The following is a 24327-nucleotide window of genomic DNA, read 5'->3' as shown; positions in this document are numbered from 1 at the left end:
GGGTTGGGGGTGAGGGCTAGGGTGAGGGCTTTCTAGGCATCTGCTCACAAGTTTTGTCAGTCAACCAGGGGGGAGAAGAGTAACACCTCGAAAATCCCCTTGTCCCCTTTGAAGAGCGTCCCCCTGAATTATTCTCAAGTTTTCAGAATTTCCCGAATTGACTCCAGTTGTAGAAGTCCTTAATCTGGATCAACTTTCGGTTTGGCGAAAGAGGATGTCAATCAGACTTAACAACCAGCACGGAACAAGGCGCATCGGCAACCACCTGACTGCTAACCGAGCCTTGCAAAATTCGTTTAAGACCCGTAAGACCCCGAGTTCCGATTATGATTAACTCAGCTTGATAAATATGAGCGAGGCGAACAATTTCTATGGCTGGGTCCCCATTGACAATCTCGATTTGGCTTTGACAAGGCAGTTGAGCCTGGTAGGATTGCAGCCGTCTCTCAATCTCTTGGTAAACTAACTCTTCTGAGCTGTAGGGTCGATCAACCGGCACCTCCATGTCAGGTTCCGGGGAAGGAATGACATGGCAAAGGATAATTTTGGTGGCTGGCTCGATTTTAAGTTGATCTAACGTCTGAATCACACGCTCAGACAGATCTGAACTGTCAAGAGCTGAAACAATTGTCTTTAGCACCAAAATTTCTCCTAATCAGCGATTGGCTTTGAGCGATCAGCTCTCAGCTATTGGGATTTTCGCCTTTGATCAGAGTGTTTGTCTACTGGCTTGCCCAAAAAAGTGTGAAGGTGAAGGATGAATGGGGTTACAGCCACTCTGTAGAATAATCTGACAACTTTTCGAGGATTATTTCATCCTGATTGTGCCTTGGTCTACTCACAGGCTTCAGCCTTCATCCTTGAAATAGCCGTGTTCATCACTAAGATTGGTTTGTGTCCGGAGCCGTACAGAATCAGCATGGGATGGTAAACCCTCTGCTTGTGCCAGCACCTGAATTGCCCCAGCTACTTTGTTGAGAGCGGTTGGTGAGTACTGAATGAGACTAGAATGCTTCATAAAGGTTTCGACACCGAGAGCTGAAGCATAGCGGGCAGCACCTGAGGTGGGCAGGGTGTGGTTGGGACCTGCCAGGTAATCTCCGACGGCTTCTGGAGTTGAGGTTCCCATAAAAATAGCACCCGCATGGCGAATCTTTTCAAGCAAATCCCAGGGTTCGGCAATTTCGAGTTCTAGGTGTTCGGGAGCAAACTCGTTTGAGAGTTCTGCTGCCTCGTTTAGGGAATCAGCCACGATGATTAAACCGTAGTGAGCGATCGCTTTTTCAGTCAGGAGGCGTCGCGGATGATTTTGCAGTTGGCGTTCTACTTCTACCTGCACTTTTTTAGCGAGTTGGGCATCAATGGTGATTAAGATTGCAGCAGCTAGCGGGTCGTGTTCTGCCTGTGCCAACATATCAGCCGCCACATAGACGGGTTTAGCAAAGCGATCGGCAATAATAAGGACTTCCGAGGGACCGGCTAGGGAATCAATGCCCACTGTGCCGTAGATCAATTTCTTCGCCAGGGTAACGTAAATGTTCCCTGGACCCGTAATCATATCAACCTTGGGAATTGTTTCGGTGCCGTAAGCCAAAGCTGCGATTGCTTGCGCTCCACCGACTCGATAAATTTCCTCTACCCCAGCTTCCTGAGCTGCCACGAGAACAGCCGGATTAATACTTTTCTCGGCTCCCGGTGGCGTCACCATGACAATCCGAGGCACCTGAGCAACCTTGGCAGGGATGGCGTTCATGAGTACGGTGCTGGGGTAGGACGCCCTGCCGCCGGGAACGTAAATTCCGGCTCGATCGACGGGTGTATAGCGTTTTCCCAAAACGATGTCATCGTCGCCAAATTGCACCCAGGATTTCGGGATGCGCTGTCGGTGGAACGCCTCAATTTGCCGTGCCGCCAACTGGATCGCATCGAGTAATTCCTTAGACACCTGCTGGTAGGCAGCATCCAGTTCTGACCCACTGATCCGCAGTTGCTCGGAAGTCAAGAGTTGTCGGTCGAATTCCTCTGTGTAGTGCAGGAGACCTTTGTCTCCCTGGCGCTGCACAGTTTGCAGCACTTCCCGTACTGTTGCCTCTTTGTGAACAATCTCGTCATTGGAAGTGCGATCGCAAATACGCCGCAGTTCAGTTTTTGCCTCAGCCTGCTGAGTGATGATTCGCAGCATGAAGTCGGAGTGCCTATCATTAGGTAATATCCGTCTGAGACCGAGTGTGACAAGTTCTCCGGTTTTGGGGGACTTCACCTGACCCAGACTCTCTCCTCTAGCTTAACCTGGATTTTTCTGGGGTCGCGATACTTTTCAAATAGATGTTATAGTGGTTGTTCTGGTATTTTGTTGACAATTGCAAATAAATTTCTAGAAGTCTACTGTGGCTAATTCTAAGTCTGCTCTCAAACGTATAAAAATCGCCGAACGCAACCGAGTTAGTAACAAAGCTTACAAGTCGGCGGTGAGAACCCTCATGAAGAAATACTTTGCCGCTTTGGACGATTACGCCCGTCAACCGAGTCCGGAGTCCCTTGAAGAAGTGCGTACTCGCATGGCAGCAGCATACAGCAAAATCGATAAAGCAGTAAAGCGGGGGGTACTGCATACCAATAACGCAGCTCGGAAAAAATCCCGTCTGGCAAAGTGGCTCAAGCGCATTGATGACCAACAGACTACCTCATCGCAGGAGGCAGTCGCTTCTTGAGTCAAGAGGATTCTGCCTACGCAACCTAGATAAATTTAGTAAATTAGCGAAACAGCAACCTGAGCCGATGCAGTTGATAGACACTCACGTTCATATCAACTTTGATGTCTTCCAAGCGGATCTGGAGGCAGTACGAAAGCGCTGGCAGGACGTTGGCATAGTGCGACTGGTACATTCTTGTGTAGAACCGACAGAATTTGCCACGATCCAAGCCCTGGCTGACCAAATTCCAGAATTATCCTTTGCCGTAGGCTTACATCCCCTTGATGCCCAGAAATGGGAATCCGAAATGGCTAACAAAATTGAGTCGTTAGCTCGTTCTGATTCTAGAGTGGTGGCAATCGGAGAAACGGGGCTAGATTTCTTCAAAGCCGAGAATCACGAACACCAAAAAGCTGTATTTGCGGCACAACTGGCAATTGCTAAAGCCCTAGATTTGCCAGTGATCATCCACTGTCGTGATGCAGCAGCTCCCATGCGCGACCTCTTGCAGGAGTTTTGGCGCAACCACCAACCTGTAAAAGGGGTAATGCACTGTTGGGGAGGCACCCCAGAGGAAACCCAGTGGTTTTTAGATCTGGGCTTCTATATTAGTTTTAGTGGCATTGTCACCTTTAAAAATGCCAAAGACATTCACCAGTCAGCAGCCATGGTGCCAAGCGATCGCCTCCTCATCGAAACCGATTGCCCCTTCTTATCCCCCGTTCCCAAGCGCGGCAAACGAAACGAGCCTGCCCATGTGTACTATGTAGCAGAGTGCGTCGCCCGTTTGCGAGATATCCCCTTAGAAACCCTAGCACGAGAAACCACCCAAAACGCCTGTCGGATCTTTGGTTTGTCCTTGCCACGCAAGTCGCCTCAAGAGTCAGCAGAAGAGTGGGTTGTTGAGAATAAAGCCAGTCATCGGCATTTATAGAAGCTAGGGCTAAGGGCAGCGATTATTCCAATCTTGTGGCTGTTGCGCCACAATAATCTTAAGACGAGTTACTATGAATAAAATCTCCCCCACTTGTATCCCGTTGCTGCCACTGCATCACCTTAAACGCTCCCCAAGCTCTAACTGCTGCCCTTGCGCCAGCCGATAGTCGATAAAATTTGCTTTAAACCCGTGAGGAAAGCCTGCCCAATCTGTTGAGAGAGTAGTCAATTCCTAAAGACCATCTTGTTGCTCCCCATCGCCAAAAACTCAATCTTGGGTCTTGCTAGACCGTTGTTGGCATTCATCGCTAACGGCATACAATCTAGTGACTTCTAAAAAAGTATCGCCCGTTCGCCAGGAATTTAATTCCATTGTGGCAATGGGGCGATATCTTTGCTCGGATTTCCATTCTCGGCGCTGACTCATCTTGTAAACGAAAACCCATGACTAATCAGACCTATACCACCCCAAATTACCTATTGCCAGACCTAGTTGAGATTCAGCGTTCCAGCTTCCGCTGGTTCCTGGAAGAGGGGTTAATCGAAGAACTTAACAGCTTCTCGCCGATTAGTGACTACACGGGCAAATTAGAGTTGCACTTCTTGGGCAAAAACTACAAGCTCAAGCGCCCCAAGTATGATGTTGATGAAGCCAAGCGGCGAGATAGTACTTACGCCGTACAGATGTACGTTCCGACTCGCCTAATCAACAAGGAAACTGGCGAAATTAAGGAACAGGAAGTTTTTATCGGCGACCTGCCACTTATGACCGATCGAGGCACCTTTATTATTAACGGTGCCGAACGAGTGATCGTCAACCAAATCGTGCGTAGCCCCGGTGTCTACTACAAGTCAGAGATTGACAAAAACGGACGTCGTACCTACTCTGCCTCGTTGATTCCCAACCGGGGAGCCTGGTTGAAGTTTGAAACCGACAAAAATGATTTGGTCTGGGTGCGCATCGATAAAACCCGGAAATTGTCAGCCCAAGTTCTCTTGAAAGCCTTGGGACTCTCCGATAATGAGATTCTCGACGCCCTGCGACACCCCGATTATTTTCAAAAAACCCTGGACAAAGAAGGCAATCCCAGCGAAGAAGAAGCCTTGATGGAACTCTATCGCAAGCTGCGACCGGGGGAACCCCCCACCGTCAGCGGGGGTCAGCAGTTACTGGATTCGCGCTTTTTTGACGCGAAACGTTACGATTTAGGTCGGGTAGGTCGCTACAAAATTAACAGGAAGCTACGGTTAAATGTAGCCGATACAGTACGAGTCCTTACCCCTCAAGACATTCTGTCCGCGATCGATTACCTAATCAATTTGGAATTTGATATCGGTAGCACCGACGATATCGACCACTTGGGCAACCGCCGTGTGCGTTCGGTGGGTGAGTTGCTCCAAAACCAGGTGCGAGTCGGACTCAACCGCTTAGAGCGAATCATCCGGGAGCGGATGACCGTTTCTGACGCCGATACCTTAACCCCAGCCTCCCTAGTCAACCCGAAACCCTTAGTAGCGGCGATTAAGGAATTTTTTGGCTCGTCTCAGCTATCCCAGTTTATGGATCAGACGAACCCCTTGGCAGAACTCACCCACAAGCGGCGTCTTTCTGCCCTCGGTCCTGGCGGCTTGACCCGCGAACGGGCAGGTTTTGCAGTCCGAGACATTCACCCATCCCACTATGGACGAATTTGCCCCATTGAAACCCCAGAAGGTCCCAACGCCGGTCTGATTGGTTCCTTAGCAACCCACGCCCGAGTCAATAGCTACGGATTTATCGAAACTCCCTTCTATCCCGTCGAAAACGGGCGAGTCCTCAAAGACCGTCCCCCTCTCTATATGACGGCAGATGAAGAAGATGATCTGCGGGTTGCCCCCGGAGACATCCCCCAAGATGAAAACGGTTACATCTTGGGCGAGTTAGTACCCGTCCGCTATCGGCAGGAGTTCACGACTACCACACCCGACCAAGTGGACTATGTAGCAGTCTCCCCAGTCCAAATCATCTCTGTAGCAACCTCGTTGATTCCCTTCTTAGAACACGATGATGCTAACCGAGCTTTGATGGGTTCCAATATGCAACGGCAAGCCGTACCCCTGTTGCGTCCAGAGCGTCCTTTAGTCGGCACGGGGTTAGAAGCTCAAGCCGCGCGAGATTCCGGCATGGTGATTGTATCGCGCACTGATGGTGAAGTGGTGTATGTCGATGCCAATAAGATTCGGGTGCGCTCGACACCCCAGGTCAACCCATCCACGGAGGAGGAAGACCCACCAGCCAAGGAGCAGGTTATTGAATACGAGATTCAGAAGTACCAGCGTTCCAACCAAGATACCTGCTTAAACCAACGACCCTTGGTGTATCTGGGTGACGACGTAGAGGCTGGTCAGGTCATGGCAGATGGTTCGGCAACGGAAGGTGGGGAACTAGCTCTAGGACAGAATATCCTAGTCGCTTATATGCCTTGGGAAGGCTACAACTACGAGGATGCCATCCTGATTAGTGAACGGCTGGTCATCGATGATGTCTACACCAGTATTCATATTGAGAAGTATGAAATTGAAGCGCGGCAGACAAAACTCGGTCCAGAAGAAATTACCCGCGAAATTCCCAACGTCGGTGAAGATGCTCTGCGTCAACTGGATGAACAAGGCATTATCCGGATTGGTGCTTGGGTTGAAGCAGGGGATATTCTGGTTGGGAAAGTGACACCGAAAGGGGAATCTGACCAGCCACCGGAAGAAAAACTCCTGCGGGCTATTTTCGGCGAAAAAGCCAGAGACGTGCGAGATAACTCCCTGCGGGTTCCCAACGGCGAAAAGGGGCGCGTGGTTGATGTCCGGATCTTTACCCGCGAACAAGGGGATGAGTTGCCCCCTGGAGCCAACATGGTCGTGCGTGTGTATGTGGCTCAGAAGCGCAAAATCCAAGTGGGTGACAAGATGGCAGGTCGTCACGGCAATAAGGGAATTATTTCTCGAATTTTGCCCGTGGAAGATATGCCTTACCTACCAGATGGCACTCCCCTCGACATCGTACTCAATCCTTTGGGTGTACCTAGCCGCATGAACGTGGGTCAGGTGTTTGAATGCTTACTGGGATGGGCGGGTGAAAACCTGGGACTCCGATTTAAGCTGACACCCTTTGACGAAATGTATGGGGACGAGGCATCCCGCACCACGGTTCACGGTAAATTGAAGCAAGCCCGCGCCGAAGAGGATAAAGAGTGGGTCTTTGACTTGAATAACCCTGGAAAACTTACCGTCTACGACGGTCGCACAGGTGAAGCGTTTGACCGACCTATTTCTGTGGGTATTGCTTATATGCTGAAGCTGGTTCACTTGGTGGATGACAAGATTCACGCTCGCTCCACCGGTCCTTACTCCCTCGTAACCCAGCAACCGTTAGGCGGTAAAGCGCAACAAGGGGGTCAACGCTTCGGGGAAATGGAAGTGTGGGCGTTAGAAGCGTTTGGTGCGGCTTACACCTTGCAAGAGTTGCTGACAGTGAAATCCGACGATATGCAGGGTCGGAACGAGGCGCTAAATGCGATCGTTAAAGGCAAAGCCATCCCCCGTCCCGGTACTCCTGAATCCTTTAAAGTCTTGATGCGAGAACTCCAGTCTCTAGGACTCGACATTGCCGTTCACAAAGTCGAAACCGCTGAAGACGGTTCCAGCCGAGATATGGAAGTGGATTTAATGGCTGACGCTGACCGCCGCCGCACGCCCAGCCGCCCCACCTACGAATCTCTCAGAAGCGAGGAACTCGAAGAAGAAGAACTCTAGCTTGGTCATTGGTCATTGGTCATGAGTTGTAAAAGACGAATGGCTAATGACTAATAACGAATCACGAATGGCTAATGACTAAGGACGAAATAAATGAGACATCAGCTAGAACAGCGATTTGACTATGTAAAAATTGGGATTGCCTCTCCTGAGCGCATTCGTCAATGGGGAGAAAGAACCCTGCCCAATGGTCAGGTTGTGGGTGAAGTTACAAAACCGGAAACGATTAACTATCGCACGCTCAAACCCGAAATGGATGGGTTGTTCTGCGAGCGGATCTTCGGTCCAGCTAAAGACTGGGAATGTCATTGCGGTAAGTACAAGCGGGTGCGTCACCGGGGTATTGTCTGTGAGCGCTGCGGCGTGGAAGTTACTGAGTCGCGGGTGCGGCGTCACCGGATGGGCTATATCAAACTGGCAGCGCCTGTGGCTCACGTCTGGTATCTCAAGGGGATTCCCAGTTACCTGAGCATTCTGATGGATATGCCTCTACGGGATGTTGAGCAGATTGTTTACTTCAATGCCTACGTCGTTCTCAGTCCTGGTAACGCCGAGAACCTGAGTTATAAGCAGCTCCTTACCGAAGACCAGTGGCTGGAAATTGAAGAGCAGCTCTACAGCGAAGATTCAGAACTCCATGGGGTGGAAGTGGGAATTGGCGCTGAAGCGCTGCAACGGTTGCTGCAAGACCTAGATTTAGATGGCGAAGCGGAAAAGCTCAGAGAAGAAATCGCCTCGGCGAAAGGTCAAAAACGGGCAAAATTAATCAAGCGGCTGCGGGTCGTTGATAACTTTATCGCCACCGGTTCTCAGCCAGATTGGATGGTGTTAACCGTGATTCCGGTGATTCCCCCAGACCTGCGCCCAATGGTACAGCTCGATGGCGGACGCTTTGCTACCTCTGACCTGAATGACCTGTATCGGCGGGTGATCAACCGCAACAACCGACTGGCACGTCTACAGGAAATTTTAGCTCCTGAGATTATTGTCCGCAATGAAAAGCGGATGCTACAGGAAGCGGTAGACGCCTTGATTGATAACGGTCGTCGGGGTCGGACAGTGGTAGGAGCCAACAACCGAGCCCTGAAGTCCCTTTCTGACATCATTGAGGGCAAACAAGGGCGCTTCCGGCAAAATCTGCTCGGAAAACGGGTGGATTACTCGGGACGTTCCGTTATTGTTGTCGGTCCGAAGCTGAAAATTCACCAATGCGGTTTGCCTCGCGAAATGGCAATCGAACTATTCCAACCCTTTGTAATTCATCGGCTGATTTCTCAGGGTTTAGTGAACAATATCAAGGCGGCGAAAAAGCTGATTCAGCGGGGCGATCCCAGCGTTTGGGATGTCTTGGAAGAAGTGATTGCGGGTCATCCCGTGATGCTCAACCGTGCTCCAACTCTACACCGCTTGGGAATTCAATCCTTTGAGCCAATTTTGGTCGAAGGTCGGGCTATTCAGTTGCATCCTCTGGTGTGTCCAGCATTCAACGCCGACTTTGATGGCGACCAGATGGCGGTTCACGTTCCCCTATCTCTGGAATCTCAGGCTGAAGCCCGACTGTTAATGTTGGCATCTCACAACATTTTATCGCCAGCAACCGGTCGTCCAATTGTTGCGCCCAGCCAAGATATGGTGTTGGGATGTTACTACCTGACCGCAGAAAATCCCAAAGCAGCCAAAGGAGCAGGGCGGTATTTTGCCTCCATAGACGACACGATCAAAGCCTACGAGCAACATCAAGTCGAGTTACATACCTACGTCTGGTTACGCTTTGATGGCATCGTGCAGTCGGAAGAGCCTGATGATGAACCTGTTTCAACAGAGAAGTCCTCCGACGGCACCGTGACAAAAATCTACAGAGAGCGCCGAGTCCGGGAAACGGCTGATGGGGAACTTATTTCCCAGTACGTTCGCACTACACCGGGTCGGATTATCTACAACAAAGCTATTCAAGAGGCTCTGATGGTTAGTTAAAAAACCGCCGACCAACCTTAAAACGTCTTTCCCCCAATCCCCTACTTGGTGAATTTGTAAGCAGATGGCAGATCAAGCAGCTCAAAAAGAAATGATTTTTTACAACCGAGTCGTCGATAAAGGTCAGCTCAAAAAGCTAATCGCTTGGGCTTTTACGAAATACGGCAGTGCTCGGACTGCCCAGATGGCTGACCAACTTAAAGATTTGGGGTTCCGCTATGCCACAAAAGCGGGTGTCTCGATTAGCGTCGATGACTTGGTCGTGCCGCCCAAGAAACGCCAGATGCTAGACGCAGCGGAAGTCCAGATTCGGGCGACCGAAAGCCGCTACAGTCGGGGGGAAATCACTGAGGTGGAACGGTTCCAAAAAGTAATCGACACTTGGAACAGTACCTCTGAAGCGTTGAAAGATGAAGTGATTCGCAATTTTAAAGCGACAGATCCCCTGAATTCGGTGTACATGATGGCGTTTTCGGGGGCGAGGGGCAATATGTCCCAGGTGCGACAGTTGGTGGGAATGCGAGGTCTGATGGCAGATCCGCAAGGTCAAATTATTGACCTGCCGATTAAGACTAACTTCCGGGAAGGGTTAACGGTTACAGAGTATATTATCTCGTCTTATGGCGCTCGTAAAGGGTTAGTTGATACCGCCCTCAGAACCGCTGACTCGGGTTATCTCACCCGGCGTCTAGTAGACGTTGCCCAAGATGTGATTGTGCGAGAAATCGATTGTGGGACAACACGGGGTATTTCTGTCAGAGCAATGACCGATGGAGATCGCGTATTAATTCCCCTTGATGATCGCCTTTTGGGTCGAGTATTCGCTCAAGATGTAATTCATCCCACCACCGGCGAAGTTGTTGCCGAACGCAATCAAGATATCTCCGATGAATTGGCAAGAGAAATTGGCAAGACGGATATTGAAGAAGTAGTCGTGCGATCGCCTCTGACCTGTGAAGCGGCACGATCCGTTTGCCAGCACTGCTACGGTTGGAGTCTAGCCCACGGACACATGGTGGACTTGGGAGAAGCCGTCGGTATTATTGCCGCTCAGTCAATTGGGGAACCTGGTACTCAGCTAACCATGCGGACGTTCCACACCGGTGGTGTCTTTACCGGTGAAGTGGCACGGCAAGTTTCAGCTCCCTTTGATGGTATCGTGCGGTTCTCCAAACGCCTACGAACCCGTGGCGTGCGCACCCGCCACGGCGAAGATCGTGAACAAGTGGAAGTGATCGGAGACTTGGTTGTAGAACCCAAGAATGGCAAAGGACAAACCCAGACCGTTCAAGTCACTCCGGGTTCCCTCCTCATGGTTTCCAATGGCGAAGAGGTTAAGATAGGTCAACTCTTAGCCGAGGTTGCACTCGGTAAATCTCGCCTTTCCACGGAAAAAGCCACCAAAGACGTGGCATCTGACCTAGCTGGAGAAATTCTATTTGCCGACTTAATCCCCGAAGAAAAAACCGACCGCCAGGGCAATACCACCCGTATTGCTCAACGGGGTGGTTTGCTGTGGGTTTTATCCGGTGAGGTTTACAACTTACCCCCTGGTGCCGAACCCGTTGTGAAAAACGGAGATGCAGTACAAGGGGATTCTGTGCTGGCAGAAACGAAGTTAGTGACCCAAAACGGCGGTGTCGTCCGCTTGACCCCTGGCAAGCGAGAAATTGAAATCATCACGGCTTCAGTATGCTTAGACCAAGCGTCAGTAAAGGTAGAAAGCAGTGGGGGTCGCGAACAGTACGTGATCTACACCGCCAACAACCAGCGCTTTTTACTCAAGGCAACGCCGGGAACCAAGGTACTCAACAACCAAGTGGTTGCCGAACTCATTGACGATCGCTATCGCACTCAGACTGGCGGTATCATCAAATACGCAGGTGTAGAAGTCGCCAAACGAGGTAAGGCAAAGCAGGGTTACGAAGTCACCAAAGGCGGCACCATTCTCTGGATTGCTGAAGAATGTCACGAAGTCAATAAGGATATTTCCTTACTGCTGGTGGAAGACGGTCAATATGTAGAAGCTGGCATGGAAGTCGTCAAAGACATCTTCTGCCAGTCGGGTGGCATTGTGGAGGTGATTCAGAAAAATGACATCCTCCGGGAGATTGTGATTAAGCCAGGGGAATTGCACTTGGTCGATGAACCCCCAGAAGCCTTTATCACGGAGGGTCAACTCGTTTATCCCGGCACAGAAGCAGTCGCGGGACTGACCGTCGAAGAGTTGCGCTACGGGGAAGCGGTGGAAACTCCTGAGGGCACTGGTCTATTGCTAAGACCCGTGGTTGAGTTTACAGTACCGGATGAGCCGGATGTACCCTCTCAGGCTTCTATCAATAGTGATGAGCCTGGAGCTAAGACTACAACCGGAATCGAACTGCGGACAATTCAGCGGCTACCCTACAAAGATGGAGAGCGGGTAAAGTCTGTAGAAGGATTGGAGTTGCTTCGCACTCAGCTAGTCTTGGAAATGACTCAGGACTCTGGAAGTGAGCATTCAGGAACATCTCAGCTTTCGGCAGACATTGAGTTGGTATCAGCCGAGGATTTTGAAGACTCCGAAGAGATGCGCTTGCAGTTGGTGATTCTCGAATCTTTGGTGATTCGCCGTGACACCGCTGCCGACCCTCTGAGTGGTAGTACAACAACGCGGCTTTTGGTCAGTGATGGAGACCAAATTGCCCAAGGTGCAGTTGTTGCTCGTACTGAAATTCAGTGCAAGGACGTTGGTGAAGTTCGAGGTATCCGAGAAGGTGCCGAGGCTATTCGTCGGGTATTAGTCGTTCGAGATGCTGACCGAATTACCGTTCCTATTAGCGGCGCACCTAAGGTTAAGGTTGGGAATTTGGTCGTGGCGACTGCTCCCCTAGCCGAGGGGACACCCGCTCCCGAATCGGGACAGGTTGTAGCTGTGAATAAGGATGGGGTGACTCTCCGACTTGCCCGTCCCTACCGAGTTTCTGCCGGTGCGGTGCTACAGATTGATAATGGAGACTTAGTTCAACGGGGTGACAACTTAGTCCTGCTTGTATTCGAGCGGGCAAAAACGGGTGACATCATTCAAGGTTTACCTCGTATTGAAGAACTGCTGGAAGGTCGTAAACCCAAGGAAGCTTGCGTTTTATCTCGACGACCGGGCGAAGCTCAAGTCATTTATGAGGAAGACGAAACCGTTGATATTAAGGTGATTGAGTCTGATGGTGTCGTTACCGATTACCCTGTAGGTCCTGGACAAAATGCCCTTGTTTCTGACAGCCAGAAAGTGTTGGCAGGTCAAGCACTTACCGATGGACCGGCAAACCCTCACGAGATTTTAGAAATTTTCTTCAATCTCATGTTAGAGGAAAAGGGAATCTATGAAGCCGCTCTGGTTGGACTGCAAGAAGCACAACTGTTCTTAGTCAACGAGGTGCAGTCTGTGTACCAATCTCAAGGGATTGATATTTCCGACAAGCATATTGAAGTGATTGTCCGGCAGATGACCTCAAAAGTACGGATAGACGACGGTGGTGATACAACCATGCTGCCTGGAGAACTCGTAGAGTTACGTCAGGTTGAAACGGTTAATGAGGCAATGGCAATCACGGGTGGCGCACCAGCGCAATATACGCCAGTTCTGCTGGGAATTACCAAAGCCTCACTCAATACCGACAGCTTCATCTCTGCGGCTAGCTTCCAGGAAACGACTCGCGTTCTGACGGAAGCGGCAATTGAAGGGAAGTCAGACTGGTTAAGGGGTCTGAAGGAGAACGTGATTATTGGTCGCCTGATTCCGGCAGGAACAGGCTACAATGCCTACGAAGATCCAACCCTGAGCAGTTTGGATGCCGATTTTTCCAGTAGTGGTGCCGTTGGTTACAGTTATGGAGACCGTAACGATGGCGGCGAACTAGACCAAGAAGATCCGCTTGATGTTGTGCTCGATGACCGCACTGCTCGTGCTTACAGTCTAGATGAGCGGACTGGTGTAGGTTCCGATACTACTAACAATTTCGGGCGCTTTATCAGTAATGGAGATGAGGAAGAAGAGGATTTTGAAGACGATTTTCTCAATGATGATGAGGAATAGTTTCTCTAGTCATCCCTCATTCGGGGTGGGAGATTTCTAACCAATCAATCTTCTTCACTACAACTAAAGGGGTTCGGGCTAGCCTGAACCCCTTCTATTTTATTCAAGTAGCCTCTTGTAACTCCCCTGTACGAACCGATAACGTCTTAGTCTGGTTTCCTCGCAGCACCTCAATCTGTAAAACCCGATTTACACCGCTATTCTCAACCGTGCGCTGTAACTGTTCAGCAGTATTCACAGATTCTCCGTTAATTTTAGTGACGACATCGCCGCGACGCATTCCCGCAGCGGCGGCTGGTGAGTTGGGTATAACTTGCATTACGAGAACGCCATTCACTTCTGGCACCATAAAGGATGAATTGGGATCTTGATTGTTCTCTTTAGCAAGCTGAGGGGTTAAGCTTGTCATCCGAATACCAATAAAGGGATGGACGACTTTTTTCCCCTGTACTAACTTACTGGCAATCTCTTTGGCTTTATTAATAGGAATAGCAAAACCAATCCCCATCGCATCAGCGCGAATTGCTGTATTGATGCCAATGACTTCCCCCCGTTCGTTTAACAATGGACCGCCAGAGTTACCAGGATTAATGGCAGCATCCGTTTGAATGAAATCTAGTCGCTTGTCAGGAATACCTACCTCAGTACTAGAGCGTTGCAAGGTGCTAATAATTCCCAAGGTTACTGTATTATCTAGACCCAAGGGGTTGCCAACTGCGATCGCCCAATCCCCTACTTGCACCCCACCGGAATCTCCTAGAGGTGCAACGGGCAAATTTTGACCATCAATTTTGACAACGGCTAAGTCCGTAATTTCATCGGCACCTTGCACTTTTCCTTCAAATTGTCGCCCATCTTTGAGAATTACTGTCACCTTATCTGCCCGATTCACGACATGGGCATTGGTGACAATCACTCCACTGGGGTCAATAATGAAGCCCGATCCTTGACCTCGCAAGCGTCTTTCTTGGGGAAGTTGGGAAAAAGAATCCTCACCAAAAAAGCGGCGGAAGAACGGATCATCAAAAAACGGATCGATGCGGCGTGTCACCGTGCGTTCGGTATCGAGCCGTACCACGGCTGCTCCAACTCGGTTGACGGCTACCGTTACAAAGCTTCTAGGGGTAGCAGTCTCGGCTATTGGCTGCCGTTGTGCCACCCTAGTCGGTGTTACCGATGCAGGCAGTGCAGATACCGTGGCGGCTTGAGAGGGCAATACCTGATAGAAACCAACTGCCAATAAGGAGCCAAGAGCGATCGCTAAGACGTAAGTACTGATTTGGCGTAGGAAGACGGAAAACCTTGTCAATAGCATACTATTCATCTTGAAGCTGTCCCAGCGTGTTTGGACAATAAAACACGCTGGTTATTGTTAAGTTTAACTTCTGTCTTAAAACCTAGTAGCATAGGATTATTGTACGGCATTGTCCCGACATTAGCCATGTCTAAACGACTAGACTTGAGACTATCAGAGGAAGACATCGCCCTCCTCGAAGCTTATTGCAAAACGACTGGAGCCACCAAAACAGGGACAGTTAGGATGTTATTGCAGATACTCAAAGATGAGCATTTGTTAGCAATTGTCAAGAAAACACTCACTGTTGATTAACTCCAGCAGACCGACTGCACAGGCGATGAAAGATTCCCGTCTGTCCAACGGTACTAATTAGTGTAATCCCTCGATATTTTATGACCTGACCCCTGGCGGCATCTCTATTCGTTGTGTAGTTACAACTCCGAGATTAATGAATCCTGACGCTCAGGTACTGACAAATATGCCTGTGCCGACAATCGAGCCTAAGCCCATCATGACAGCACCGAAGACACCAAGCTCTCGTGTGAGCATCTCAGATGAGGTTTTATCTGCCATGCAGCATCTCCCTGTAATTTAGAAGTTACCTTATAATGGCTAGTTTAGCTTGAAAAAAAACACAATTCTTGTTATTATAATCAAGCTAAATAAGTTAAAAGTAAAAATAATGGAATTAAATTTTTTTGTTTTGGGTTGCGAAAGAGGTGGGACAACCCTACTATGCGCTTTGTTGTCGGAGCATCCTGAAGTATTTTGTCTAAATGATAGTTTTCTATTTGACATATATGTTCGACAGAAAGGACGCAAAGGACACGTAGGTATTTCTAGTTTTTGGAAAAATGCCTTTTTAGATCTAAGCAGACCTTTACCATCTAAAGACTACTTAGTTAGTCTAGATGAAGTAGAAGAGTATTTTTCAAATTTGCTAGAAAGATATGAAAAACCAAATCCGGCACAAAATAAATCTACTTGGTTAAAAGTCTATTCCGATACACTTAAGTCTTCCAATTTTTTAAATGAGGCTCGTTCATCCAATCTAACTTTAACAAAAATGTTCAGTAGTATATACTCTTATTTAATTCCTAGAGAGCAGCAGACAAAAAAAATATTTGGTGAAAAAACTCCTCGTCATCTGTATCTATCTAAATGGATTAGTACTTTGTACCCAAAAGCAAAATTTATAGTGTTAGTTCGCAACCCGCTCACTAACGTAGCAGCACTATACAAACGCCGTAAATCGTTAAAATTATCAATAGATACATACCTAAGCTATTATAATCGTAGCTTTATATCCTTATATGAAGGAGAAGAAAATCTAGTAATTCGTTATGAAGATCTTGTAAGTAAACCTCAAGATACCCTGCTTCATGTTTATGAGTATCTTGGTGCCAATTCAGAAGAGGTTTCAACTGAATTTAATTACTTCATAAAGCAAGGATATATAGGAAACACTATTGATCCTGAGCGAGACGTAAAGTTGAAAGAAATGCTAAATGAACAAGAAAAAAAATTAATAAAAAAAAGATGCCAATATGTTTTTAATAAATTTTATCCCAACGAGTTATCGTGAAGGTAGACAAGAACTCTGTTAGTAAAGCAATTATTATTAGACCTCTTGCAAAACGTCGAATTTTGCTACGCAAAACCAATACCTTAAGGTGCTGTTTTGACATTTATGCAAGAGGTCTATTGTACACCTTCTACTGTTTTATCCTTCCATCTCCTCCACAGACTTTGGCACCCCTGCCGTCAGCACCTCATGTCCTGACTCGGTGACTAACACATCATCCTCAATCCGAACGCCAATACCGCGCCAGCGATCGGGAATTTGGGGTTGACCTTCCACTGGCTGGATATCTAAACCAATATACAATCCCGGTTCCACCGTCACCACCTGACCGGGTTGGAAGGTTTGCCACGCCTCCTCCCCATGCTTGTATACTCCGGCATCGTGAACATCTAACCCCAGCCAGTGTCCGGTACGGTGCATATAGAACGGTTTGTACTTCTCCTCTTTAATGATTTCCTCAATATCACCCACTAAAAGTCCCAACTCCATCAACCCTTCTACGAGTACCCGCACGGCGGTATCGTGAAATTGATTGTAAGGGTTTCCGGGTTGAATTTGGGCGATCGCTTCTTGCTGCGCCTTCAAGACGAGTTCGTAGATAATCTTCTGGTCTGGGGTAAATTTGCCCTTAACTGGGAATGTGCGAGTAATATCGGCGTTGTAATACCCGTAGGAAGATCCTGCATCAATTAGCAGCAAGTCACCCTCCTGCATCTGGCAATTATTCTCGACGTAGTGCAAGATGCAGCTATTGGCACCCGATGCCACAATCGACGGATAAGCTGGACTCAAAGCCCCCCGTTGTCGGAAAATATACTCAATTTCGGCTTGCACTTCGTACTCGTAGCGTCCGGGTTGGGCAAATTCCCTGGCATGGTTGTGGGCGTCTACAGAGATGGCTACCGCTTGACGCATCATCTCCAACTCGGCTGGACTTTTTACCATGCGCATGGTATAGAGGATGGGATTGGTGGCTTCAATCGCCATCGGACCGGTTCCCCGCTTAGGATAGGTTGCCATCAACTGCTGCCAATGCTTGAGAATGGTAGCATTGAAATCGCGATCGCGTCCCAGTTGGTAGTAAATTCGATCCGCCTTTTCCAAGTACTGAGGCAGCTTTTCATCCAGTTCGCTAATCGGATACGCCTCATCCGCACCATAGTTTTCCTTTGCCGCATCAACCCCCGTCCGGTATCCCGTCCAGACTTCTTTATCTCGTTCTTTCGGTTGCACGAATAGCACGAATCGATGTTCTGAATGGTGGGGTGCCAGAACTGCCACGGCTTCGGGTTCATTGAACCCTGTCATGTAATAGAAGTCGCTGTCTTGGCGAAAATTGTACTCGACATCATTGTGCATCACGGCAGCCTGGGCACTGCGAAAGATTGCCGTACCGCTGCCAATCTTAGCCATCAACTGTTCTCGACGCTGGCGATATTCTGTTTGTGAGATCATACCCTCGTTCGTTGTCAACTATCTCTGGATAAGTTGTACCAGAGTGATTACTTATGGTTAGAATAGTCCAACTCTCAGTCAGGTGTATTGCTACAACCAGGGTCAGTCAGCAGAAATTTGACTGCAACCTTAAAAGCATTCTACTGAAACCCGATAGGTTTGGAATTCATGTCAATCTGGTGTGAGGCTCTTACAATTTCCTTCGATGTAATACAGAGCTGGACGTAAAGAAATTTTCCTTCAGTTTTCGTATTACAGTGTGTTACAAAAAAAATAGTTTTTTAGAGGTAACAATGGCACATTTTCCCCTTCAAGATGAAGCTCAAGTAACCCATCCCCAAGTCCAAGCAATCTACGCAGAAATTCGGACAGAACTTGGATTTGGCATGGTTCCCAATTTGTTCAAATCCATGGCAATTAGCCCTGATTTTCTCGAAGCGAATTGGAAACAGTTTCGCTCAACGATTTTAGCGGGAAACGTACCCCGCACGATTAAGGAGATGATTGGCGTTGCCATTTCCCAGGCGCATGACAGCCAATACGCGCTCAAAGTCCACCTGCATAGCTTATCAGCCCTGGGGATTAGTGAAGAAGTGCTTCAGATGCTGGTATCTGACTTTGCCAACTGTCCCTTACCCGAACGGGAAAAAGCCGTTATTCGCTTTGGATTACTGGCTGCCACTAAGCCTCAACAGTTAACAGAAATGGATTACCAAGACTTGCATGAGTTAGGATTGGACGGAGCAGAAATTTTTGAGCTGATTGCCACTGCAAATTTATTCACCGCTGTCAACCAATATACAGATGCGCTCGCTCTAGAAATTGATATCCTATAAACAGGACTGGGGAGAGTGAATTATCGGTCATCGGTGCTCACGGAATGCAAAAATTATCGCAATAACCGATAATCTAGGAGACTAGTCACCGATAAGGGGACGCTTGACCCAAGGGTTTATAGTTTAATTGGGATGAACCTGTCCTCAGTTAAGTTCTGCAACATCACTCAGCTTCCCTCTCTAATCTCTAAGGCGTTAGTTTTGATGAGTTTTTCCTTATTTTCGAGTCGTACCAATAAGCTCGAAGTTCAGGATCGTGAACAACTCCTACAGACTACCCGACGCCTTATTAGTGAAGTTCAAGCACTTTCGAGTCGCATTGCGGCGGTTAATGAGATTGCTAATGCGATTAACCACTCCCTCAACATTGATGAAATATTGCAGGTTGTCGGTAGGCAGGCTAAATGGTTGCTTGACTTCCAGCATTGCAGTGTCTGTCTCCGAAATGATGACAGTTCTTATCGCCTAGTTACTCTGTTCGGTTCATCCATTTCCTGCTCTAGCTGTCCCATTGGAGGTGATAATCCGATTGGTCGTACTCTAGGAACCGGACAATCTCAACTTAATCCCAAAGATTATATTAGTACATTTCTATCGGCATACCCCTCGCAAATTATTATTCCCCTGCAACGAGAAAACCACATTATCGGTTCGATCAACTTTGCCACCTGCAAAACAGCCTACTCCCAAGAAGATTTGCGTATTGGTGGCTTGCTAGCCATGCAACTATCCAGCGCTGTTGGCAATGCTAAATGCTTTGAGGAGATGAATAAGCTACTGGAAGAAATGAACCAGTTGTACTCTCAACTCGAAGGAGAACGGCGCAAGTCTGACGAGCTTCTTTTAAATACCCTCCCGAAAGAAATTGCTAATGAACTTAAGGAAACGGGTAAAGTTAAACCCGTTTATCACGAAGCGGCTTCGGTGCTTTTTACCGATTTCACAGGATTTACCCAACTCACCGAGCAGCTAACACCTGAGGCACTTGTTGATGAACTAGATTTTTGCTTTTCTTACTTCGATACAGTCAGCGAAGCCTATAATCTGGAAAAATTAAAAACAATTGGGGATAGTTATATGGGCGTGGCAGGCATTCCTGTCCCTAGGGCAACCCATGCCATTGATGCTGTGTTAGCCGCTTTGCAAATTCAATCCTTTATGTACTGGCGAAGAATCGAAAAAGCTCGAAATAACAAACCTTATTGGGATATCCGAATTGGCATTCATTCCGGTTCCTTACTGGCTGGGGTAATTGGCAGGAAAAAGTTTACCTACGATGTTTGGGGGGATACCGTTAACACTGCCTCTCGAATGGAATCATCGGCAATTCCGGGTACAATCAATATTTCTCAAGCAACCTTTGAGTTAGTCAAGAATTTTTTTGATTGCGAATATCGGGGAAAAATTGGGGCGAAAAATAAGGGCTCTATTGATATGTACTTGGTTAGTCGGATTAAAAAATACTTGGCTACCGACTCCCTCGGTTTAATACCCAATGATAAGTTTTATAGAATTTATTCAGCGTTAAAGAATCAGCCCCAATACTGCTCGGAATAGCTGAAGGCGGTTGAAACTCAGATATTGCACCGTTCTCAATTATCCCTCTTCTGTCAGACTCCGAAAAATGGGGATCAAACCCTGATTCTTGCGTTAGGTGTAGTTGGCTGTAATGACGGAAATTCGTCATAATTTCGGAAAGTGACAGAAGCGGGTTATAGCAACTGCCAAGACGGTTAGGACATATATGAATTTAGTAGAGACGTTCCGCCCGAACGTCTCTACCAGAGTTTGTCCTAAGATATGTGTCCACTGCTATAACCTCATAATCCGCCAGGTAATTTATTCCCTGTCTAAGAGCTACTATCTATTGAAATGGACTAAAACCCTTTGCCAGTCGTATGCAAGACGACTTGAGCTATGAGACAGTGGTTAAAATCACTGGTAGATTCTTGCTAATTACTGACAAGACTTGAGTTGAGTAAGCTGCAAAACAATGTTATCAATTGCTCGAGCCATTGCCGCTCCCGATAGGTTGGGTTGATTAACCATGATGCTAAACACGAGCGTGCCATAGTAGGGGTGTTCAAGATAACCGGATAGAGATTTGACTCCCCTCAACGTGCCAGTTTTGGCATGAACCATTCCCTCGGCGCTAGTCTGACGCATCCGATTCCGAAGAGTACCACTCTGACCGGCTACGGGTAACGAAGACAAAAATACGTCTCTTCCTGAAGCGTAACTCATCACTCGAAGAGTTTCTACTATAGCAGTGGGAGTGGCTGAATTTTGACGGGATAAGCCCGACCCATCGGCGAGGCGATAACCATTGGGATTGACTCCCAATTGCGTCAACGTCTGCTTAACTGCATAGGGACCTCCTAGACGACGCATCAGGGTTTCTGCATAATTATTGTTACTGTTGAGGTTTGTTGTCTTTATCCATTCTTCTACGGAAGTACTGCCAATTTTTGAACCCGGACTCAGCGCTTGCAACGCGGCTGCGGTGGTAAATATCTTTACATTTGATGCCGGAATCAAAGATGTATTCGCGTTGTGGCTGTATAACGTCGTCTTATTGGCAAGGGATTGGATCAAAATGCCCCACTTGGCTGTAGCGACTGGGGGAGTGTTGATAATTTGATTGATTGTTGGCTCTAGATACTGGGGACAAAAGCCATTAACCTGACTTTCCGGCGGCGAAACGTAGATTTGTATTGGCTCAAAGTCTAGTGTTAGATTAGCGGTGGTACTGGCGTTAGCTACCTGACGGGGGGTAGGATAAGTCCAGCTTAGGGCAACGAACGCAGCCATTGCCAGGGGTTTGAGCCGATGACCCACTGATTTCATCCTCTAAACTCCTCTATTGGCACGTTGTTTTATTCTGCGATCGCTACCTACATCCGGGATAAATGGCAAAAAAATTGGATCACTCATCAGTCAGTCGTGCAGTTTTTTATCAATCGACTTCCTATTTTTACAGAAAAATGGGAACTTACCCTAGGGAGCATATCACTTTTGTAGGTTCGGTTGAGGCACGAAACCCAAAAGTACTCATGAAATTAATGGCGATGATTGTTACTGTAATGAATCCTGGCTCCCGCCCACTGAAGCTTCTCCCGTAAAGTCTGATAGTAGGAATTGTTTTCTCGCAAAATAATAAACTTGGCATAACAGTTTGCCATACGGACATCCACCCGCTGTCCGGGCCAAATAGGAGTGGCGAGAACTCCATCCATCCATAGCTTAGTACTGAGTTCGTAATCACCTAGGGGCCAGATGCTAACCACCGAACCCGGAGGGAGGACAAGGGGACGACTAGAAAGACTTAAGGGACAAATGGGTGTTACCACGAGTGCTTCCATGCCATCATGCAGAATAGGACCGTTGGCAGAGAGAGTGTAGCTAGTTGAACCCGTTGGCGTTGCTACAAGCAAACCATCTCCCTGATACTGATCGACTACTTCCCCGTCAATTTCCATTTCTAGAATCGAGGTGATCATGCGATCGGCTGATGCAGGTTTGATGCACATCTCATTGAGTGCCAAAAAGCGCTGACTGGCAGGTTCCATGTTAATGCGATCGCCTTCAAATAGCGCTCCTTGCACCATCATCCGCCGCTGCACAGCATAACGATCTTCCATCAATCGATCCCAAACTCGTTCGGTATCTTGGAAATCCTCAGACTGTTCGGTAAGAAACCCCAGATGCCCCCCGATATTCACTGCCAAAATTGGGATTCCTTCTGGGGCAAGATGCCGTGCTGCTGTCAGCGCTGTGCCATCGCCACCCAGTACGATCGCCAAATCAATCTGCTCTATCACAGAGGCTAAAAAGACGGGGTACGGATTGTCACTCGCGCCACTTGGTCCGATCAAGATGTGACAGCCGCGTTTTTCTAGTTGGCGAGCGCATTTTTCTGCCCAAGCTTGACCTTGAGAATCTCTGGCTTTGTGAATGATAATAACTTGTTTTAGCTGCACGTTGCTCGTTTCCCCTACTCCTCAACTACCCAACCCGTATCATCAGTAATCTAGGTGAACCCAGAGAGTCTGTTGTTTTTATAACCTAATTTGACTGAGGCAGCTTCAAGGTGGCAATGCTTTGTTCAAACGTCGGCAAACGCTGATCAAATTCAGCAACCGTAGTAGAATACGTCACCAGCCAAAACGTATTGCCATCTTGCACAATATAGAACAGTTGTTGAATCGGTGTTTCTCCAGTTGTGGATTTTGCTACAATTCGTCCCCCTTGATAAGGATCAATTGATACGACCTTTTGTTCTAAGATTTCATAGCGCTCAACCAGTTGCTGGGTAGCGGCTTCTAGATATTGCTGAATTGTTACCCCTGTGGGGACTTTTTCCTTGGTAATGTTGACGTTGGTCATAAACCCAGAGTTAGCAGTTTTGGGGTCGAACGCTAGCAGGGCGATCGCTTGGGGATTTTGTTTAATTGCCTCAAGGCGTGCTGAATAGCCAGGACTAACCTTTTCCAGTTTGGCAGCGATTGTATTAATATCAGTATGGGGATTGCCACCCTCGTAATGCTTGGGCAGCGATAAGGTTACTCCCTCACCTGCGATCGCCTTCCAACCCACCTCAGGTGCAGCGACAGCAGCATCTTCTATCTGAGTTTTGGCTTGGGATTGGTCTTGAAAGGTTTCGGTATCTTGAGGTGTACTCCTCTCACCACAACCGATAAGCGTACTCAACACCAACAAACACACAAACAGTCCCTGAATGGGCTCAATCATGAGTGCAGGTTCCTTGTAGGGGTTTTCCTCCATTATTTTTACTCTGATCAGAAGTTATAGGGGCAAAAACTCTGCTAACCCCAGATAGCGAATACCTTGGGGTGTAATTTCAAAGCGGCAGGGCAGCACCTCAACACCTCGAACTACCGCCTCTCGGAACAGTTGACCATAAAATGGATCAGCCTCGTCGCCAGGGGCAAAGCGATCGCAATCGCCACGATTAATAAAATAAAGCATCACTGCCTTGGCTTCAGGAAGCAATTGTTGCAATTCTTGTAGGTGTTTTTGTCCGCGTTGGGTTACTGTATCAGGAAATAACGCCACCTTGCCATGAGCCCAGGTTGTACTCTTGACTTCTAAATAGATCGGTAGGGCTTCGTCAGTCGTCAGTAAAAAATCTACTCGGCTTTTCCGATTTGCTCCATAAACCACTTCGGGACGGATTGTGCTGTAGCGGTTAGCTAATTCGGGAATCAACCGTTGTTCCAATGCTAGCTTAATGACCCGATTTGGCAAAGCCGTATTCACCCCAACCCAAGTGGGTTGATTGTCGTTCACTTGAATCATCTCCCAGGTGTAAGCGAGTTTTCGCTTCGGGTTGTTCGAGGAAGAGACTTGAACAAGACTGCCAGGGGTTGAGATGCCTGTCATCGGTCCGGTGTTGGGGCAGTGGGCGATAATGGTTTCTCCCGATGCAAGCTGAATATCAGCCAAGAATCGCTTGTAACGTTTGAGTAAAATTCCAGATTCTAGGGGCGGGTAGCAGTAGAGCATACTTTGGAACACTTGTTAAGATAACTTATAACTTAGTTCCAATAAAGGAGACAAGGAGACAAGGAGACAAGGAGACAAGGAGACAAGGAGACAAGGAGACAAGGAGACAAGGAGACAAGGAGACAAGAAAATTTTTGAGGTTTTACTCCTCTACCCCGCTCCCCAGC

General features: G+C 48.1%; 18 protein-coding genes. 9 read left to right on the top strand and 9 right to left on the bottom strand.

Annotated elements, in window-relative coordinates; all coding sequences use genetic code 11:
• Nucleotides 1-217: 217 nt before the first annotated feature.
• A complete protein-coding gene (locus tag IQ257_RS22030) occupies nt 218-640 on the bottom strand; it encodes a universal stress protein (protein WP_193876945.1) in 423 nt (140 codons plus the stop codon).
• A gap of 207 nt (nt 641-847) precedes the next feature.
• Nucleotides 848-2182, bottom strand: coding sequence for a histidinol dehydrogenase (hisD, locus tag IQ257_RS22025; RefSeq protein WP_193876943.1), 1335 nt, complete (start codon nt 2180-2182; stop codon nt 848-850).
• Nucleotides 2183-2387: 205 nt separating this feature from the next.
• Between hisD and rpsT the strand changes: the two genes are divergently transcribed.
• Nucleotides 2388-2711 carry a 30S ribosomal protein S20 gene (gene rpsT, locus IQ257_RS22020; RefSeq protein ID WP_193876941.1) on the top strand — a complete coding sequence of 108 codons (324 nt, stop codon included), beginning with the start codon at nt 2388-2390 and terminating at the stop codon, nt 2709-2711.
• 67 nt (nt 2712-2778) lie between these two features.
• Nucleotides 2779-3627: a TatD family hydrolase gene (locus IQ257_RS22015; protein WP_193876939.1), complete on the top strand. Its 849-nt coding sequence runs from the start codon at nt 2779-2781 to the stop codon at nt 3625-3627.
• Nucleotides 3628-3897: 270 nt separating this feature from the next.
• Here IQ257_RS22015 and IQ257_RS22010 read toward each other — a convergent pair whose 3' ends face one another.
• Complete coding sequence (locus IQ257_RS22010; protein WP_193876937.1) at nt 3898-4056, bottom strand: hypothetical protein; 159 nt, start codon at nt 4054-4056, stop codon at nt 3898-3900.
• Between the two features lie 17 nt (nt 4057-4073).
• Here IQ257_RS22010 and rpoB point away from each other — a divergent pair, with 17 nt between their 5' ends.
• The 3 genes from rpoB to IQ257_RS21995 all read left to right on the top strand — a co-directional run bounded on the left by rpoB (nt 4074) and on the right by IQ257_RS21995 (nt 13461).
• Nucleotides 4074-7415 carry a DNA-directed RNA polymerase subunit beta gene (gene rpoB / locus IQ257_RS22005; protein WP_193876935.1) on the top strand — a complete coding sequence of 1114 codons (3342 nt, stop codon included), beginning with the start codon at nt 4074-4076 and terminating at the stop codon, nt 7413-7415.
• A gap of 93 nt (nt 7416-7508) precedes the next feature.
• Nucleotides 7509-9389: a DNA-directed RNA polymerase subunit gamma gene (locus IQ257_RS30855; protein ID WP_193876933.1), complete on the top strand. Its 1881-nt coding sequence runs from the start codon at nt 7509-7511 to the stop codon at nt 9387-9389.
• A gap of 64 nt (nt 9390-9453) precedes the next feature.
• The gene (locus tag IQ257_RS21995; RefSeq protein ID WP_193876931.1) at nt 9454-13461 is read left to right on the top strand and encodes a DNA-directed RNA polymerase subunit beta'; all 4008 of its coding nucleotides are present in this window, start codon (nt 9454-9456) and stop codon (nt 13459-13461) included.
• 103 nt (nt 13462-13564) lie between these two features.
• Here the strand turns inward: IQ257_RS21995 and IQ257_RS21990 are convergent, their stop codons facing one another.
• The gene (locus tag IQ257_RS21990) at nt 13565-14776 is read right to left on the bottom strand and encodes an HhoA/HhoB/HtrA family serine endopeptidase (RefSeq protein WP_193876947.1); all 1212 of its coding nucleotides are present in this window, start codon (nt 14774-14776) and stop codon (nt 13565-13567) included.
• 126 nt (nt 14777-14902) lie between these two features.
• Between IQ257_RS21990 and IQ257_RS21985 the strand changes: the two genes are divergently transcribed.
• Together IQ257_RS21985 and IQ257_RS21980 are read left to right on the top strand one after the other, a co-directional pair.
• Nucleotides 14903-15070 (top strand): hypothetical protein, encoded by a 168-nt coding sequence (locus IQ257_RS21985; protein WP_193876929.1) that lies wholly within the window; start codon nt 14903-14905, stop codon nt 15068-15070.
• A 370-nt stretch (nt 15071-15440) separates the two neighbouring features.
• Nucleotides 15441-16343, top strand: coding sequence for a sulfotransferase family protein (locus IQ257_RS21980; protein WP_193876925.1), 903 nt, complete (start codon nt 15441-15443; stop codon nt 16341-16343).
• A 138-nt stretch (nt 16344-16481) separates the two neighbouring features.
• On the opposite strand, the gene IQ257_RS21975 is transcribed toward IQ257_RS21980, so the two are convergent.
• A complete protein-coding gene (locus tag IQ257_RS21975) occupies nt 16482-17798 on the bottom strand; it encodes an aminopeptidase P N-terminal domain-containing protein (RefSeq protein WP_193876923.1) in 1317 nt (438 codons plus the stop codon).
• Nucleotides 17799-18091: 293 nt separating this feature from the next.
• Here IQ257_RS21975 and IQ257_RS21970 point away from each other — a divergent pair, with 293 nt between their 5' ends.
• The gene (locus IQ257_RS21970) at nt 18092-18634 is read left to right on the top strand and encodes a carboxymuconolactone decarboxylase family protein (protein WP_193876921.1); all 543 of its coding nucleotides are present in this window, start codon (nt 18092-18094) and stop codon (nt 18632-18634) included.
• A 132-nt stretch (nt 18635-18766) separates the two neighbouring features.
• Nucleotides 18767-20191 carry an adenylate/guanylate cyclase domain-containing protein gene (locus tag IQ257_RS21965; RefSeq protein WP_228060912.1) on the top strand — a complete coding sequence of 475 codons (1425 nt, stop codon included), beginning with the start codon at nt 18767-18769 and terminating at the stop codon, nt 20189-20191.
• A gap of 399 nt (nt 20192-20590) precedes the next feature.
• Here the strand turns inward: IQ257_RS21965 and dacB are convergent, their stop codons facing one another.
• The 4 genes from dacB to sfsA form a co-directional block, all read right to left on the bottom strand.
• Nucleotides 20591-21481: a D-alanyl-D-alanine carboxypeptidase/D-alanyl-D-alanine-endopeptidase gene (gene dacB, locus IQ257_RS21960; protein WP_193876897.1), complete on the bottom strand. Its 891-nt coding sequence runs from the start codon at nt 21479-21481 to the stop codon at nt 20591-20593.
• Nucleotides 21482-21693: 212 nt separating this feature from the next.
• On the bottom strand, nt 21694-22614 hold the full coding sequence (locus tag IQ257_RS21955) for an NAD(+) kinase (RefSeq protein ID WP_193876895.1): 921 nt from the start codon (nt 22612-22614) through the stop codon (nt 21694-21696).
• An 85-nt stretch (nt 22615-22699) separates the two neighbouring features.
• Entirely contained in the window at nt 22700-23386 is a 687-nt protein-coding gene (locus IQ257_RS21950; RefSeq protein WP_193876894.1) for a DcrB-related protein, read from the bottom strand.
• A gap of 54 nt (nt 23387-23440) precedes the next feature.
• Nucleotides 23441-24160, bottom strand: coding sequence for a DNA/RNA nuclease SfsA (gene sfsA, locus IQ257_RS21945; RefSeq protein ID WP_193876892.1), 720 nt, complete (start codon nt 24158-24160; stop codon nt 23441-23443).
• Nucleotides 24161-24327 lie beyond the last annotated feature (167 nt).

Source organism: Coleofasciculus sp. LEGE 07092, from assembly GCF_015207375.1.
Taxonomy (GTDB): Bacteria; Cyanobacteriota; Cyanobacteriia; order Cyanobacteriales; family Coleofasciculaceae; genus LEGE-07092.
The sequence above is the reverse complement of the archived record's forward strand: the minus strand, read 5'-3'. Positions and strand labels throughout refer to the sequence as shown.

What these genes read in the sequence shown, in the direction of transcription:
- hisD (WP_193876943.1), bottom strand. Translation starts at nt 2,182, where the DNA reads ATGCTGCGAATCATCACTCAGCAGGCTGAGGCAAAAACTGAACTGCGG.
- IQ257_RS22015 (WP_193876939.1), top strand. Translation starts at nt 2,779, where the DNA reads ATGCAGTTGATAGACACTCACGTTCATATCAACTTTGATGTCTTCCAA.
- IQ257_RS22010 (WP_193876937.1), bottom strand. Translation starts at nt 4,056, where the DNA reads ATGAGTCAGCGCCGAGAATGGAAATCCGAGCAAAGATATCGCCCCATT.
- rpoB (WP_193876935.1), top strand. Translation starts at nt 4,074, where the DNA reads ATGACTAATCAGACCTATACCACCCCAAATTACCTATTGCCAGACCTA.
- IQ257_RS30855 (WP_193876933.1), top strand. Translation starts at nt 7,509, where the DNA reads ATGAGACATCAGCTAGAACAGCGATTTGACTATGTAAAAATTGGGATT.
- IQ257_RS21995 (WP_193876931.1), top strand. Translation starts at nt 9,454, where the DNA reads ATGGCAGATCAAGCAGCTCAAAAAGAAATGATTTTTTACAACCGAGTC.
- IQ257_RS21990 (WP_193876947.1), bottom strand. Translation starts at nt 14,776, where the DNA reads ATGCTATTGACAAGGTTTTCCGTCTTCCTACGCCAAATCAGTACTTAC.
- IQ257_RS21985 (WP_193876929.1), top strand. Translation starts at nt 14,903, where the DNA reads ATGTCTAAACGACTAGACTTGAGACTATCAGAGGAAGACATCGCCCTC.
- IQ257_RS21980 (WP_193876925.1), top strand. Translation starts at nt 15,441, where the DNA reads ATGGAATTAAATTTTTTTGTTTTGGGTTGCGAAAGAGGTGGGACAACC.
- IQ257_RS21975 (WP_193876923.1), bottom strand. Translation starts at nt 17,798, where the DNA reads ATGATCTCACAAACAGAATATCGCCAGCGTCGAGAACAGTTGATGGCT.
- IQ257_RS21970 (WP_193876921.1), top strand. Translation starts at nt 18,092, where the DNA reads ATGGCACATTTTCCCCTTCAAGATGAAGCTCAAGTAACCCATCCCCAA.
- IQ257_RS21965 (WP_228060912.1), top strand. Translation starts at nt 18,767, where the DNA reads ATGAACCTGTCCTCAGTTAAGTTCTGCAACATCACTCAGCTTCCCTCT.
- dacB (WP_193876897.1), bottom strand. Translation starts at nt 21,481, where the DNA reads ATGAAATCAGTGGGTCATCGGCTCAAACCCCTGGCAATGGCTGCGTTC.
- IQ257_RS21950 (WP_193876894.1), bottom strand. Translation starts at nt 23,386, where the DNA reads ATGATTGAGCCCATTCAGGGACTGTTTGTGTGTTTGTTGGTGTTGAGT.
- sfsA (WP_193876892.1), bottom strand. Translation starts at nt 24,160, where the DNA reads ATGCTCTACTGCTACCCGCCCCTAGAATCTGGAATTTTACTCAAACGT.